The sequence below is a fragment of the Streptomyces naganishii JCM 4654 genome (assembly GCF_014650575.1).
GTDB classification, from domain to species: domain Bacteria; phylum Actinomycetota; class Actinomycetes; order Streptomycetales; family Streptomycetaceae; genus Streptomyces; species Streptomyces naganishii.
Genome location: NZ_BMVF01000004.1, coordinates 173,983 through 189,027 on the forward strand (window position 1 = coordinate 173,983; position 15,045 = coordinate 189,027).

General features: G+C 71.8%; 14 protein-coding genes. 6 read left to right on the plus strand and 8 right to left on the minus strand.

The annotated features are described in order from the left end of the window. Positions 1-486 (minus strand): molybdopterin-dependent oxidoreductase, encoded by a 486-nt coding sequence (locus IE217_RS08760; protein WP_190177173.1) that lies wholly within the window; start codon positions 484-486, stop codon positions 1-3. 300 nt (positions 487-786) lie between these two features. Between IE217_RS08760 and IE217_RS08765 the strand changes: the two genes are divergently transcribed. From IE217_RS08765 to IE217_RS08790, 6 genes are all read left to right on the plus strand, one after another. Continuing rightward, positions 787-2,532: an ABC transporter substrate-binding protein gene (locus tag IE217_RS08765; RefSeq protein WP_190177174.1), complete on the plus strand. Its 1,746-nt coding sequence runs from the start codon at positions 787-789 to the stop codon at positions 2,530-2,532. A 29-nt stretch (positions 2,533-2,561) separates the two neighbouring features. Then, positions 2,562-3,539, plus strand: coding sequence for an ABC transporter permease (locus tag IE217_RS08770; RefSeq protein ID WP_190177175.1), 978 nt, complete (start codon positions 2,562-2,564; stop codon positions 3,537-3,539). Then, positions 3,536-4,522, plus strand: a complete 987-nt coding sequence (locus tag IE217_RS08775) for an ABC transporter permease (protein ID WP_190177176.1) — start codon at positions 3,536-3,538, stop codon at positions 4,520-4,522. The genes IE217_RS08770 and IE217_RS08775 overlap by 4 nt, the downstream gene beginning before the upstream one ends. Before the next feature lie 2 nt (positions 4,523-4,524). Further along, positions 4,525-5,583, plus strand: coding sequence for an ABC transporter ATP-binding protein (locus IE217_RS08780; RefSeq protein WP_190177177.1), 1,059 nt, complete (start codon positions 4,525-4,527; stop codon positions 5,581-5,583). After that, the gene (locus tag IE217_RS08785) at positions 5,580-6,593 is read left to right on the plus strand and encodes an ABC transporter ATP-binding protein (RefSeq protein ID WP_190177178.1); all 1,014 of its coding nucleotides are present in this window, start codon (positions 5,580-5,582) and stop codon (positions 6,591-6,593) included. The genes IE217_RS08780 and IE217_RS08785 overlap by 4 nt, the downstream gene beginning before the upstream one ends. Positions 6,594-6,718: 125 nt before the next feature. Beyond that, on the plus strand, positions 6,719-7,954 hold the full coding sequence (locus tag IE217_RS08790; RefSeq protein WP_190177179.1) for a S1 family peptidase: 1,236 nt from the start codon (positions 6,719-6,721) through the stop codon (positions 7,952-7,954). 81 nt (positions 7,955-8,035) lie between these two features. On the opposite strand, the gene IE217_RS08795 is transcribed toward IE217_RS08790, so the two are convergent. From IE217_RS08795 to IE217_RS08825, 7 genes are all read right to left on the minus strand, one after another. Continuing rightward, a complete protein-coding gene (locus IE217_RS08795; RefSeq protein WP_190177180.1) occupies positions 8,036-8,968 on the minus strand; it encodes an ornithine cyclodeaminase family protein in 933 nt (310 codons plus the stop codon). Further along, positions 8,965-10,008 (minus strand): proline racemase family protein, encoded by a 1,044-nt coding sequence (locus tag IE217_RS08800; protein WP_190177181.1) that lies wholly within the window; start codon positions 10,006-10,008, stop codon positions 8,965-8,967. Before IE217_RS08800 ends, IE217_RS08795 begins: the two co-directional genes overlap by 4 nt. Before the next feature lie 4 nt (positions 10,009-10,012). After that, a complete protein-coding gene (locus IE217_RS08805; protein ID WP_190177182.1) occupies positions 10,013-10,726 on the minus strand; it encodes an ABC transporter ATP-binding protein in 714 nt (237 codons plus the stop codon). Then, positions 10,723-11,562 (minus strand): ABC transporter ATP-binding protein, encoded by an 840-nt coding sequence (locus IE217_RS08810; RefSeq protein WP_190177183.1) that lies wholly within the window; start codon positions 11,560-11,562, stop codon positions 10,723-10,725. The genes IE217_RS08805 and IE217_RS08810 overlap by 4 nt, the downstream gene beginning before the upstream one ends. Beyond that, a complete protein-coding gene (locus tag IE217_RS08815; RefSeq protein WP_190177184.1) occupies positions 11,559-12,662 on the minus strand; it encodes a branched-chain amino acid ABC transporter permease in 1,104 nt (367 codons plus the stop codon). The genes IE217_RS08810 and IE217_RS08815 overlap by 4 nt, the downstream gene beginning before the upstream one ends. After that, on the minus strand, positions 12,662-13,561 hold the full coding sequence (locus IE217_RS08820; protein ID WP_190177185.1) for a branched-chain amino acid ABC transporter permease: 900 nt from the start codon (positions 13,559-13,561) through the stop codon (positions 12,662-12,664). Before IE217_RS08820 ends, IE217_RS08815 begins: the two co-directional genes overlap by 1 nt. A gap of 74 nt (positions 13,562-13,635) precedes the next feature. After that, positions 13,636-14,790, minus strand: coding sequence for a branched-chain amino acid ABC transporter substrate-binding protein (locus IE217_RS08825; RefSeq protein WP_190177186.1), 1,155 nt, complete (start codon positions 14,788-14,790; stop codon positions 13,636-13,638). Between the last annotated feature and the right edge of the window lie 255 nt (positions 14,791-15,045).

Sequence of the window (15,045 nt, forward strand, 5' to 3'; positions counted from 1 at the left end):
TCATCGTGTCCACGAGCCGTAGCCTCCGTCCACGCGGAGGGAGTTGATCCCGCTGACGTACCGGGCGCCGCAGCGGTCCCGGGGCAGCACGAGCTGGGGACCGGCCCGGTCGAGCGGGGTGTCGTCGATCGTGGCGGCGAGCAGCACGCGTGCGCACCCGAAGTCGGGGTCGATCTCGGCCCAGGAAAGCAGCGCGTGGTGGCCGTCCGCTCCGGTGACGGCGATCAGGAAGCGCAGGCGGTCCTTGCGCCGGGCGGGATCGAAGCCGGGCCCGGCCGCCGACAGCACGTCGTGCAGGAGCGGTCCGGTGAAACGGTGGTGCTGGACGCCGCTGGTGGAGCAGTCGAAACTGACCGCCGCCGCGTGCTGGGGCCAGGCCAGCAGGTCGGCCACGGTCAGGCGGGACGGCCGGGCGAGGTCGCCTGCGACCACGACTTCCGCGCGCGGGACGACGGCCCTGCCGGCGGCTGCGAGGGACTGACTCACGGGCTACCACCTCCCGCATGACGGTACCCGAGCGCGCCACCCACGCAAACGCATATACCAACTCCAGGGACCGTTGTCCCTACTGATGCGGGACCAAACAGGCCTTTCGGCCTCGCATCTGCGGTGCGCGTCACAAGCGAGGCGTTTCGCGTGGGCGTGCGCGAACGCGACGACCCCTGCTGGACACAGCTCGATAAAGAGAGCGCACGGGACTTGTTCAGTGCAATTTCACATTACTATGTTACGGGTCACACCGCACCGGGGCGGCGGACGCCCTCCCGGCTCATGAAGGAGTGGCTGATGACCCGTCATACTCGTGCCATGTCCGCGTCGTTGGGCGCCTCACTCGCCCTCGCCCTGCTGGGCGCCTGCACGGGCAACGCCGATGACGACGGCGCGGGAAGGCACCAGCGCCCCGGTGTCTCCACCGGAACCGTCATCGGCGGCACCCCCGTGAAGGGCGGCACCCTCACCGTGCTGTCCGACCAGGACTTCGCCCACCTGGATCCCGCCCGCAACTGGGTCATGCCGACCATGGACTTCGGCTCCCGGCTGCTCTACCGCACCCTGACCACGTTCAAGTCCTCCCCGGGCAAGGTCGGCAGCGAGATCGTCCCCGACCTCGCCACCGACCTCGGAAGACCCTCCGACGGCGGCCGCACCTGGACGTTCACGCTGAAGCCGGGGCTGAAGTACGAGGACGGCACCCCGATCAAGGCCCAGGACGTCAAGTACAACGTCGAGCGCTCCTTCGCCCCGGACCTGGCCGGAGGCCCCGACTACGCCCAGCGCTACCTGGCCGGCGCCAAGGACTACACCGGTCCGCTGCAGGGCAGGCACCTGGACTCGGTCAAGACCCCGGACGACCGCACCATCGTCTTCCAACTGCGCAGGCCCGTCGCCGAGTTCTCCTACACGGTCACCCTGCCCACGTTCTCCCCCGTGCCCGCCTCACGGGAGAAGGGCGTCCAGTACGACCTGCGCCCCTTCTCCTCCGGGCCCTACCGGATCGACACCTACGAGCGGGGCAAGAAGCTGGTGCTGGTGCGCAACACGCACTGGGACCCGGCGACCGACCAGGTGCGCAAGGCCTACCCGGACCGGATCGTCGTACAGCAGGGCCTGAAGCGCGGCCAGATCGACGACCGGATCATCGCGAGCTCCGGACCGGACGCCTCCGCCGTCGAATGGTCCGACATGGACCCCGCCAGCATCGCGAAGGTGCTCCCCCGTCCGGAGGTCAGGAAGCGGCTGGCCGCCGAGCAGACCGGCTGTACGGACATGCTCGCGCTGAACACCTCCCGCGCCCCCTTCGACAACCTGGAACTGCGTCAGGCGATGCAGTACGCCGTGGACAAGTCGGCGCAGGTGACGGCGAACGGCGGCCCCGCCCTCAACGACATCGCCACCGGCTACCTCCCGCCGTCCCTGACCGGCGTCCGCCGGGCCGACTTCATCTACGGACGGTCGACCACCGGCGACGTGGAGAAGGCCAAGAAGCTTCTCGCCGAGGGCGGCAAGCCCGATGGCTTCCCCGCCACGATCACCGTGTCCACCGGCGACAAGACCCGCGCGGAAGCCCTCCAGCAGAGCCTGTCCCGGGTCGGCGTACGGCTCCAGATCCAGACCGTCGACCCGTCGGTCTACTACGACACCATCGGCGACACCAAGCACGCGCCCGACATGGCCATCAGCGGCTGGTGCCCCGACTACCCCTCCGGCTCCACCTTCCTGCCCTTCGTGTTCGACGGCCGGACCATCCGGGAGAAGGGCAACCAGGGCAACGTCTCCCAGTTCCGCGACAAGGCGGTGGAGAAGCGCATGGACGAGATCGCCGCGATGTCCGACGCCACCAGGGCCAACCAGGCGTGGATCGACCTCGACCCCTCCATCCAGCGCAAGTCCCCCGCCGTACCCCTGCTGTGGGAGCGCAAGCCGCTGCTGGCCGGTGACAACATCGCCGGGGCCTTCGGGCACCCGGTGTGGACCGGGCAGTTCGACTTCGCCGTGATCGGTCTGAAGGACCCCGCGAAGAGCCAGGGCTGAGGGCGGACCGCCGGACCAGGACGGAACCGATGACGACCATCCCGACGCAGAGCGGGGCGACTTCACCGTCCCCGCGGACGTCCGCACAGGCCGGCGGCCCCTCGCCGCTGCCCGAGAACCTCTGGCGGGCCACCTGGCGCAGGCTGTGGCGCGACCGGGGCAGCAGGCTCGCCCTGGCCGCCGCCGCGCTGCTGGTCCTGACGGCCCTCGCCGCACCGCTGCTCAGCCGCCTCGGCGGCTGGCCGCCCACCGAATTCGACAGCCACGCCATCGACCCCTACCTGGGCGGCATGCCCCGCGGCCCGCTCGGCGGCATCAGCGCCGAGCACTGGCTGGGCGTGGAACCGGCCACCGGCCGCGACCTGTTCGCACGCGTGGTGCACGGAGCACAGGTCTCCCTGCTGATCGCGTTCGCCGCCACCGCGATCGTGGTCGTGGTGGGCACCGCCACGGGCCTCGCGGCCGGCTACTTCGGCGGGCGCGTCGACACCGTGCTGAGCCGGGTGATGGACCTGACCATGTCCTTCCCCTCGCTGATCTTCATGATCGCCATGATGTCCGTGGCCCAGGACGTCAACCGGGTCCTGCTGATGACCGTGGTCATCGGGGTGTTCGGCTGGCCCGGCATCGCCCGCGTGGTGCGCGGCGAGGCCCTCTCGCTGCGTCACCGCGAGTACGTCGAGGCGGCCCGCGTCGGCGGCTCGGGCCCCTGGCGCATCCTCACCCGAGAGGTCCTGCCCAACATCTCCGGGCCGATCATCGCGTACACCACGCTCCTGGTGCCCGGCATGATCAGCACGGAGGCGGCCCTCAGCTTCCTCGGCGTGGGCGTGCGCCCGCCCACCTCCTCCTGGGGCCAGATGATCGCCGAGGCCGTCAGCTACTACGACACGGACCCCATGTTCTTCCTCATCCCCAGCGCCTTCCTCTTCGTCGCCGTGCTGGCTTTCACCGTGCTCGGCGACGCCCTGCGCGACATCCTCGATCCCCACGGAGGCCGTCCGTGATCGCCTACCTGGTGCGCAGATGCCTCGGCGTGGCCGGCGTGCTGCTCGCGATCTGCGCCGTCACCTTCGTCATCTTCTACCTGCTGCCCTCCGACCCGGCCTCGGCCGCCTGCGGCAAGACGTGCAGCCCGCAGCGGCTGGCCGAGGTGCGCCACTACATGGGCCTGGACCAGCCGGTGTGGCGGCAGTTCGGCGACTACCTCGTGGGCATCTTCGCCGGCCGCGACCTCGGCAGCGGACCGCACGCCCTGCACTGCGGCTTCCCCTGCCTGGGCTACTCCTACGACAACGCCCTGCCGGTGTGGGACCTGCTCATGGACCGGCTGCCGGTCTCCGCCTCCCTCGCCGTCGGCGCGGCCTGCATGTGGCTGGTGCTGGGGCTGGGCGCCGGGGTGACCGCCGCCCTGAAGAAGGGCGGGCTGCTCGACCGGACCCTCATGGTCGGCGCCGTGGCCACGGCCTCGCTGCCGGTCTACTTCACCGCCGTGATGCTCCTCTACGGGGTCGTCCGCGTCGGCGGGCTCCTGCCCTACCCCACCTACACCCCGCTCACCGGCGACCCGCTGGGCTGGGCGGCCAACCTGCTGCTGCCGTGGACGGCGCTGGCCCTGCTGTACGCGGCCATGTACGCACGCCAGAGCCGCAGTTCGATGATCGAGGCCATGGCGCAGCCCTTCATCCGCACCGCCCGGGCCAAGGGAATGCCCCGGCACGTGGTCGTGGTCAAGCACGGGCTGCGCTCCGCCCTCATGCCGGTGCTCACGATCTTCGGCATGGATCTCGGCGCCCTGCTCGCCGGAGCCGTCATCACCGAGTCCATCTTCGGCATCCCCGGGGTGGGCCGGCTCTTCTACGACGCGCTGCAACGCTCCGACCAGCCCGTCGTGCTCGGGGTCACGCTGCTGGCCGCCTTCTTCATCGTGCTGGCCAACGTCGCCATCGACCTGCTCTACGCGGTCGTCGACCCGAGGGTGAGGAACTGACCGTGCCGCCCACCACCACCGCCTCCGACACCCCTCTGCTGAGCGTGCGGGACCTGCGCGTCCAGTTCGACACCCCCGCCGGAACCGTCCGGGCGGTCGACGGGATCTCCTTCACCGTCGAGGCGGGCCGCACCCTGGGGCTGGTCGGCGAGTCCGGCTCCGGCAAGTCGGTCACCTCCCTGGCCGTCATGGGCCTGCACCGGCGGGCCCGCGTCAGCGGCTCGATCACCCTGGCCGGGCGGGAACTGACCGGCCTGACCGACCAGCAGCTCAGCAGGGTGCGCGGCCGGCGCGTCGCCATGGTCTTCCAGGACCCGCTGTCCGCGCTGCACCCCGCCTACACGGTCGGCGAGCAGATAGCCGAGGCGCACCGCCGCCACTTCGGCAGCGGCCGCCGGGCCGCCCACCGGCAGGCCGTCGACATGCTCGGCGAGGTCGGTATCCCCGAACCCGCCCGCAGGGCCAGGGAGTACCCGCACCAGTTCTCCGGCGGCATGCGCCAAAGGGCCGTCATCGCGATGGCGCTGTCGTGCGAGCCGGACCTGCTCATCGCCGACGAGCCCACCACCGCCCTCGACGTCACCGTCCAGGCCCAGATCCTCGAACTCCTCGCCCGGCTGCAGGAACAGCGGCGACTTGGCGTGCTGATGATCACCCACGACCTGGGCGTGGTCGCCCGTGTCGCCCACGAGGTGCTCGTCATGTACGGCGGGCGGGCCGCCGAACAGGCCCCGGTCGACGACCTGTTCCGGCAGCCCGCCCACCCCTACACCCGCGGCCTGCTCGACTCGTTGCCCCGGCTGGACGACCCCGACGACGCGCCCCTGCGCGCCATCGCGGGCAGCCCGCCCTCGCTCGCCGCCCCGATCCCCGGCTGCCCCTTCGCCCCCCGCTGCTCCCGGGCGGCCGGCGCCGACGCCGTAGTCCGCGCCCGCTGCGCCGGCGAACGGCCCGAGCCGGCCGGCCACGGCACCGGCCGGCTCGTCGCCTGCCACCTGCCCCTGCTGCCCACCGGCGCGGCCGGAAGCGGCGCCCCGCTCACGGCCGAGGAGACCCGATGACCCCGCCGAACGCCCCGGCCGCGACCGCGCGCCCGACCACCGCCCTGCTCTCCGTGCGCGACCTGGCGAAGACCTTCCCCGGCCGGCGGCGCCTGGGCCGGCCCGCCGCCCCGGTACGGGCCGTGGACGGCGTCGGATTCGACCTCGAGGCGGGCCGGACGCTGGGCCTGGTCGGCGAGTCCGGATGCGGCAAGTCCACCACCGGCCGGATGCTGGTCAGGCTGCTGGAGCCGACCGCCGGCACCATCGCCTTCGACGGCCAGGACATCACCCACACGCCCCAGCGCCGGCTGAGACCGACGCGGCGGCACCTGCAGATGATCTTCCAGGACCCGTACTCCTCCCTCAACCCCCGGCAGACCGTCGCCCGCATCATCGCCGAACCCCTGCTGGTCCAGGGCGGCTCCGCCCGGGACGCACGGGTGAAGGCCGCCGAGCTGCTGGACCTCGTGGGACTGGGCCACGAACACCTGGACCGGCATCCGCACGAGTTCTCCGGCGGCCAGGCCCAGCGCATCGGCATCGCCCGCGCGCTGGCCACCGGACCGCGGCTGATCGTCGCCGACGAACCCGTCTCCGCGCTCGACGTCTCCGTACAGGCCCAGATCGTCAACCTCCTGGAGCGGCTCCAGGACGAACTCGGCCTGGCCCTGCTGTTCATCGCCCACGACCTGTCGGTCGTCCGGCGCATCTGCGACCGGGTGGCGGTCATGTACCTCGGCCGCATCGTCGAGATCGGCACCAAGCGCGAGGTCTACGAGACGCCGGCCCACCCTTACACCCGGGCGCTGCTGTCCGCCGTGCCGTTGCCCGATCCCGTCGCCGAGCGCCGCCGCGAGCGCATCCTCCTCCTGGGCGACCCGCCCAGCCCGGCCTCCCCGCCCAGCGGCTGCGCCTTCCACCCCCGGTGCGCGAAGGCCCAGGACGTCTGCCGCACCCGGCGGCCCGTACTGGAAGCCGTGGGCTCCCCCACCCGGCAGGCGGCCTGCCACTTCCCCGACAGCCCCTGAGTGGCTCCCCCTACTCGGGGCGAGGCCCGGGGCGGCGGCACGGTGCTCGCGTCCGCCGCCCCGGGCCGGCACACACGGTCCGGCGGCACCCGGACCTCCGGCACCCCCACACAAGGAGGTTCAGCATGACGGCATTACCGGCACGCACGCGACGACGTCTCCTCTGGCCGGTCCTCGCCTCGCTCACCGTCACCTGCGCACTCGCCTCGCCCGCCGCGGGCAGCGGCGACCCGGACGCACCGCGGCTCAGCGCCTCGCAACAGGCCGCCGTGACCCAACTGGCCGCGGACCAGCACGTCTCCGCTCAGGAAGCGCGGCGGCGTGTGCTCCGGCAGGATCAACTCACCCATCTCGCCACCTCGTTGCGCAAGCGCCTCGGCTCCCGCTTCGGCGGGGCCTGGATCGACCAGAAGCACGGCGGCAGACTCGCCGTCGCCGTCACCGGGCCGGCGGCCTCGGCGCTCGTGAAGGACAGCGCGGCGCGCGAGCAGGCGCCCGACACGACGACGGTCGTCGTCGGCCGCAGCCTCGGGCAACTCGACCGCATGTCGGCCAGGCTGGCCCAGCGCATCACCGCGGCGAACAGAAAGGCCGCCCACGGCCTTCAGTCCGCGGTCGTGGTGCGGGACAACAAGCTGCGCCTGGACCTGCCCGAGGGCAAGGCGCTGACCGGCGCCCAGCGCTCGGTGGTGCGGTGGGCGAAGCGGACCTTCGGTGACGCCCTCGCCGTCAGCACCTACGCGCACGCGTCCAAGCCCTTCTACTGCGGCGGCCAGTACTCCTGCGACCCGCCGCTGCGTTCGGGGCTGGCCATCTACGGCGGCAACATCCGCTGCTCCAGCGCGTTCATGGCCTACGACTCGTACGGCTACTACATGATGACCGCCGGCCACTGCGCGGAGGCCGGCGCGTACTGGGAGGTCCCGACCTACAGCTACGGCTACCAGCAGGTGGGCGCCGTCACCGACTACGCCTTCGGCTACTACGGCGACTCCGCGATCGTACGGATCGACGACTCCGGCTGGTGGCAGCCGCGCGGCTGGGTCTACCCCTCGGCCCGCATCACCGGCTGGGACTACGACTACGCCGGACAGTACGTCTGCAAGCAGGGCTCCACGACCGGCTACACCTGCGGGCAGATCACCGAGACCGACGCCACCGTGTCCTACCCCGACCGCACCCTCTCCGGCATGACCTGGAGCACCGCCTGCGACGGGCCCGGTGACAGCGGGAGCGGGGTCTACGACGGCTCCACCGCGCACGGCATCCTCAGCGGCGGCCCGGACACCGGCTGCGGCATGATCCACGAGCCGATCAGCCGGGCGCTGCCGGACCGAGGGGTCACGCTGCTGTCCGGCTGAGCGCGTCGCCCGTCCGCGAGACCGGCCCGGGACCCGCACCGCGAGCAGGCCCCGGGCCGCACGGCGGCCGTGCGCCGGGACTCACGCCTTCCTGCCGCCCTGCCGGTACGCGGCGGCGGCGACCACCAGGTCCTCCCAGGCCATCCCGGTCGTCTTCACGACGAGGGGGCGGCCGGCGGGAACGACGGCACCCGACGTCAGCAGTTCGGCCATCGTCACCAGCGAGTCCGGATCGAGCCCCTCCTCCTTCACCGCGAGGACGACGTCACCGGCCTCGCGGAGTGCGGCGACACGGCTCTCGACGACGACCGTCGCCCGTGCCATGAGCGCACCGTCGAGTTCGCGGACGGAGGGCTCGTGCGAACCGACGGCGAGCACGACCGCCGAGTCGCGGACCAGACGCCCCTGCACGACCGGTTCACGGGCCGAGGTCGCCGTGACGAGGACGTCCGCGCCGCGGACACGGCCGGCGACCTCCGGGTCGCCGGCCGCCAGGTGACGGTCCGCCCAGGCCGGGGCCGCACCGCCGCGCCGGGTGACGACCACGGCCTCGGCGACCGGTACGTGCGCCCGGATCGTGGTGACGTGCCCCTCGCCCTGCGGGCCCGCGCCGAACACCACGAGCCGCAGCCCGCCGGGCGAGAAGCCGGCGAGAGTTCGCAGCCGGTCCAGGCAGGCGGCGACCGCGACCGCGGGCGTGCGCAGGGTCGTCAGGGCGACCCCGTCGAGGATCGCGGAGCAGGTGAGCGTCTCGCTGTCGTGCAGGAGGTAGGTCGCGTTGATCCGCGGCAGGCCGCGCCCGGCATTGCCGGGCGCGACCGTCGCGACCTTCACCCCGAACCAGCCGCCGTACTCCGACGGCATCAGCAGCCCTTGGCCGGCGGCCAGCGGAAGGACGGCGCGCGGCACGTCGGCGTCGGGATCGAGCCCGGCCGCCAGCGCGTCACGGATCGCGGCGACCGCTGCGACGGGGCCGAGCGCGAGGACGTCTCCGGCGTCGAGAAGCACGCTCATCGCAGCACGAACCCGGGAAGCAGCGCGTCGCGGGGATCGACGGTGAACCGGCAGGTCCCCACCGCGTGGGCCGTGCCCGTCACCGCCGTGATCACCGCGGGCCTGCCGTGGACCGTGGTCTCCCGCGTGATCCGTGCACGGAAGACCGAGCCCACCACGGACTCGTGCCGCAACTCGTCGCCGGGGCGCAGCTCCCCGCTGCCGGCGAGCAGCGCGACCCTGGCCGACGTGCCCGAACCGCACGGGGAGCGGTCGACCGCGCCGTCGGCGAACACCGTGACATTGCGCTGGTGCAGCAGCCGTCCGGTGCCGGCGTGCGGCCCCGGCGGGCTCACCTCCTCGGTGAACATCGTGCCGTAGATCCCGGACAGCCGGGCGTCGCCCGGGTGTCCGGCGGCGCGCGAGGCATTGAGCGCGTCGCGGATCTCCCGTGCCGCGCCGACGAGTCGGGCGACGTCCCGCGGCCGGACCCGCGCACCGACCGTCGCGGCCGGCAGCACCGCGTACATGGCGCCACCGAAGGCGATGTCGACGGTGACCGTCCCACGTGAGGTCGCGACCTCGACGGCGCGGGCATGGACGTAGGCGGCGACGTTGGTGAAGGTGACGTCCTCGACCAGGCCGCCGCGGGTGCGGACACTCGCCGTGACCCGGCCCGAGGGCACGTCGACCACGACGTCCGTCACCCCGTCCGCGGGGGCGGGGACACGGCCCGAGGCGACGGCCCAGGCCCCGAGGGCGATGGTGCCGTGGCCGCAGGCCGTGGAGAAGCCGTCCCTGTGCCAGAACAGGACGCCCAGGTGGGCGCCGGGGTCGTCCGGCGGCACGAGGAAGCCGCCGTACATGTCCGCGTGACCACGCGGTTCGCCGCACAACAGCGCCCGCGTCCACTGGACTTCGTCGCTGCGCATCGCGGCGAGACGCCGTTCGGCGACGGTGAGCCCTGGTCCGGTCAGCGCGGCCGGGCTGTCCGGGACGATCCGGAACGGCTCGCCGCCGGTGTGCCAGTCGACCGTCTCGATCGGTTCGCTGCGCGTCATCGCCTCACGCTCCCAGGTATGCCTCGACGACGTGCGGGTCGGCGCGCAGTTCGGCGGCCGAACCGGTCACCGTCACGCGGCCCGAGTCGATGACGTACCCGCGGTGGGCGATCTTCAGTGCGGCCCGCGCGTTCTGCTCGATGAGCAGGACCGACGTGCCGGCGCGGTTGATGGCCACGATGGCGTCCATGACTTGGGCGACGACCAGCGGCGCCAGGCCCATCGACGGTTCGTCGAGCATGATCAGGCGGGGTCCGGCGACCATCGCCCGGCCGATCGCGAGCATCTGCTGCTCACCGCCGGAGAGGGTGCCGCCCTGCTGGGCGCGGCGCTCGGCCATGCGCGGGAACAGGTCGTAGACCTGCTCGATCCGCCGGTCGATCGAGCGGGTGTCGGGGACGGTGTAGCCGCCGAGCTGGAGGTTCTCGTGGACGGTCAGCCGGGAGAAGATCCGTCTGCCCTCGGGCACGTGCACGATCCCGCGTTCGACGATGGACCAGGGGGGCGCGGCCGTGATGTTCTCCCCGAACGCGGTGACGGACCCGGCCCGGGACCGCACCACACCGGAGATCGCCGACACGGTCGTGGACTTGCCGGCGCCGTTGTTGCCCAGCAGGGCGACGATCTCCCCCTCGCCGACGGTGAGGCCGAGACCGCGCAGGGCCTCCACCTTGCCGTAGGCGACTTCGAGGCCGTGGATGTCGAGGACCGTGTTCACCGCTGCACCTCCGTCGTGCCGCCCGGGCCGGTTTCGGCCGCGATCCGTTCCGCCTCCACGTGAGCCTCCTCGTCCTCGGCGCCGAGGTAGGCCTCGATGACCGCCGGGTCGGACCGGACGGCGGCCGGTGTGCCCTCGGCGATCTCCTTGCCGTGACTGAGGACGACGATCCGCTCGGACACCTCCATCACCAGGCCCATGTCGTGCTCGATCAGCACCACCGCGATGCCGAGACCGGCGATGCGCCGCATGAGGTCGAGCAGTCGCGCCTTCTCCCCGTGGTTGAGTCCGGCCGCCGGTTCGTCGAGCAGCAGCATCCGGGGCTCCCGGGCCAGCGCCCGGGCGATCTCCACGCGCCGCTGCTCGCCGTAGGGGAGGTTGCGGATCGGCGCGGTGCGGTCGTGCTCCATGCCGACGAAGTCGAGCCACCGGTGCGCCTCGGCGGTGGCCGCGTCCTCGCCGCGCCAGTAGCGGGGGGTGTGCAGCATCGCGTCGAGGAAGTTCTGCCGGATGCGTACGTGCATTCCGGCCCGGACGTTGTCCAGCACCGTCAGGTCGCCGAACAGGCGCAGGTTCTGGAACGTCCGGGCGATCCCACTGGCCGCGATGACGGCGGGGCGCCTGCCGGTGACGCGGACACCGCCGAACGTGACCGAGCCCGCGGACGGCTTGTAGAAGCCGGTGATGCAGTTGAAGGCGCTGGTCTTGCCGGCGCCGTTCGGGCCGATGACCGACAGCACCTCGCCCTCGTGGACCCGGAAGGTCAGGCCGTCGACGGCGCGTACGCCGCCGAACTGGACGGCCATGTCCCGTACGTCGAGGAGCACCTTGCTCATGACGCACCTCCTCGCACTCGGCGCCCGCGCCGCCTCGCCTCGCCCGTGCGGGCCGGCAGCAGTCCCTGCGGGCGGAAGATCATGACGGCGATCAGCAGCAGCCCGAAGATGAGGTAGCGCCAGTTCTCCGCGCCGCGCAGCAGTTCGGGAAGGAGCGAGATCGCCAGAGCCCCGGTGACAACACCGGGGGTCGAGCCCATGCCGCCGAGGACGACGGCCATCAGGATGAGCGCCGACCACAGGAAGTTGAAGCTCGGCGGGGAGATCGCCGTCTGGTGCGCGGCGAACAGCACGCCCGCGATGCCTCCGAAGACCGCGCCGGCGATGTACGCGGCGAACTTCACCTTGTAGGTGTGGATGCCCATGGCCTCGGCGGCGTCCTCGTCCTCGCGGACGAAGCGCCACGCCCGGCCGAGCCTGCCGCGTCCGAGCCGGCCGGCGAACAGCACCGCGAGGCAGACGACGACCGCGGTGACCCAGTACAGCGCGATGTCGGAGCGCAGGCCGAAGTCGCCGAAGCCGGGGATGCCGTACAGGCCGTTGGGTCCGCCGGTGACGTCGAGGTTGTTCGCCGTGATGCGGATGATCTCCCCGAAGCCGAGGGTGACGATCGCCAGGTAGTCGCTGCGCAGCCGGAGGGTGGGACCCCCGATGAGGAGTCCGCCGAGGACCGCGGCCGCCACGACCACCGGGATCGTCGCGAGCAGCGGCCAGCCGAACCTCGTCGACAGCAGGCCCGAGGTGTACGCGCCGATCGCGAAGAAGGCGGCGTAGCCGAGGTCGAGCAGCCCGCAGTAGCCGACCACGATGTTCAGGCCGACCGCGAGCATCACGAAGATGAGCGCGTCCACCGCGATCTGGATGACGTACGTGCTGGAGTTCAGGTACGGCAGCGCCAGCGCGGCGAGGGCCACGCAGGGACCGAGCCACCTGCTCGCCAGGACGCCCGACAGCGCCCGGCCCGCGGTCGTACGGCCGCTGGCTGCCGGGGTGGCGACGCCCCGGCCGCCGAGCGCGACGTTCGCCGGTCCGCGTTCCTCCACGGCGCCGGCGTAGGCCAAGGGCTCCTCGCCGGCGCGCAGGGTCGACTCGTCGTTCATCACACACGCTCCGTGACACGCTCGCCGAGCAGCCCGGTGGGGCGCACGGTCAGGAAGAGGATGAGGAAGCCGAACGCGAAGACGTCTCGCCACTCGCTGCCGATGTAGGCGACCGAGAAGGACTCCAGCAGGCCGAGGACGACCGCGCCGAGGACGGCTCCGCGCAGGTTCCCGATGCCGCCGATGACGGCCGCGGTGAACGCCTTGAGCCCGATGACGAAGCCCATCAGGAAGTCGATCTTCCCGTAGTACACGCCGGCCATGACGCCGGCCGCGCCGGCCAGCGCCGAGCCGAGGAAGAAGGTCCGCGAGATGACCCGGTCGACGTTGACGCCCATGAGCAGGCACGCCTTGGGGTCCTGCGAGATGGCCCGCATCGCGCGGCCCGTGCGGGTCCTGCGGACGAGGGTGTCCAGGGTGATCATGAGGACGACCGCGATCGCCGTCATCGCCAGCTGCGCGTACGTCAGCCGTGCGCCGAGGACGTTCAGCGTGCCGTCGCTGACGCCCATCTGGTAGACCTCCGGGTTGGGGCCGAAGGCGACCGCGATGCCGTACTCGAGCGCGAAGCTCGCGCCGACGGCGGTGATGAGGACGGACAGGCGGGGCGCGCTGCGCAGCGGACGGTAGGCCACCCGCTCCAGGAGCACGCCGAGGCCGCCGGTCGCCGCCATGGCCACGAGCATGACGGCCAGGAGCGCGAGCAGTCCGCCGCCGAGCACGCCGGCGCCGGCGCTGAGCACGGTGAAGCCCGCGAACGCGCCGACCATGTAGAGGTCGCCGTGGGCGAAGTTGAGGAGTTTGATGATGCCGTAGACCATCGAGTAGCCGAGTGCGACCAGGGCGTAGAAGGAGCCGACGAACAGGCCGCTGAACACGAGTTGGATGAAGTGGTCCATGCGAGGTTCCCGGTGCATGAGGGGCGTGGCGGCGGGGTTCGGGGCCGGCCGGCGCGGGCCGGCCCCGGCCCGCGTCACTTGTTCAGGACGAAGGCGTCGTCCTTGACGACGAGGATGTCGAAGCCGCCCACGGTCAGCGTGTGCTGGATGGTGAACTTCAGCGGGCCCGAGAAGATCTTGAAGCCGTCGATCTGCTCGAGCGCCTTGGTGACGGCCCGGCCGTCGGTGGAGCCGGCCTTCCGGACGGCTTCGGCGGCGACGCGTACGGCGTCGTAGGCCTGGGTGGAGTACGGTCCGGGCTCGGAGCCGAACTTGGCCTTGTACTTGGCGACCCAGCCCTGGCCGCCGGGGATGGTCTGCGGGGTCTGGGTCATCGTCGCGAAGACGCCCTGGGCGTTCTTCTGTCCGGCGATCTTGATCAGCTTGCCGTCGACGGAGCCGTCCGCGACCATGACGCGGCCCTTGTAACCGGCGGCCCGCAGCTGCTTGATGAGCAGTCCGCCCTCCTGGTAGTAGCCGGTCCAGTAGACGAAGTCCGCCTTGGAGTCCATGACGGCGTTGACGGCGCCGGAGTAGTCCGACTCCCCCGCGGTGACCGACTGGTGGCCGGCGACCTTGACGCCGAGCAGCCCCAGCTGGTCCCCGGTGCGCTTGGTGATGTCGGTCGAGTACGAGGTGTTGTCGTCGATGAGGGCGACGCCCTTGCTGCCCTCGGCCTTGATGAACTTCGAGGCGGTCTCGGCCTGTTGGATGCCCGTGCCGTTGATGAGGAAGACGTTGTGGCGCTGCTGGGTCAGCAGGTCGGCGGAGTTGGCCGCCGGGATGATCATGGGGATGTGCGCCTTGTCGAAGATGCTCAGCGTCGGCAGGGTCGCCGAGGAGCAGTAGCCGCCGACGGAGACGTCGATGCCGGCGCTGACGAGCTTGGCGGCGCCCGCGGCGGCGGTCTTCGGGTCGCAGGCCTCGTCCTCGACGGTGAGGGAGAGCTTGCGGCCGTCGACGCCGCCCTTGGCGTTGATCTCGTCGACGGCGAGCTGGGCGCCGTCCTTCATGTACGGGCCGATGGCGGCCGAGCTTCCGGTCAGCGGGGTGAGCATGCCGAGTTTGAGGGTCGCGGAGCTCTTGCCGCCGCCGGAAGCGTCGCCGGTGAGGTCGCCACCGCACGCGGTGAGGGTGAGTCCCAGTGCCATGGCGGCCACCGCCGTGGTGCCGCGCCGAATGTGGGTCATGCCTTACTCCATCTCGCGTCTTGCAAGGTGTGACATTGCACTGTTGGTTGAGCACCAGGGAGGGTTGTTCTGGTGGAGGGATCCGGCCGGCGCCGGCAGCGGGTCATCGTGTGACACGGGCCGCCGCCTGCAGGCGGCGACGTCATCGGATACCGAGGTCACCCACCTGCAATGTGTGACATTGCACAGACCATAGCTCCCGCTGCCGCGGGGCGGGAGCCCTGTCGCCACTTGTGATGGAGGCGTGACTTTTCG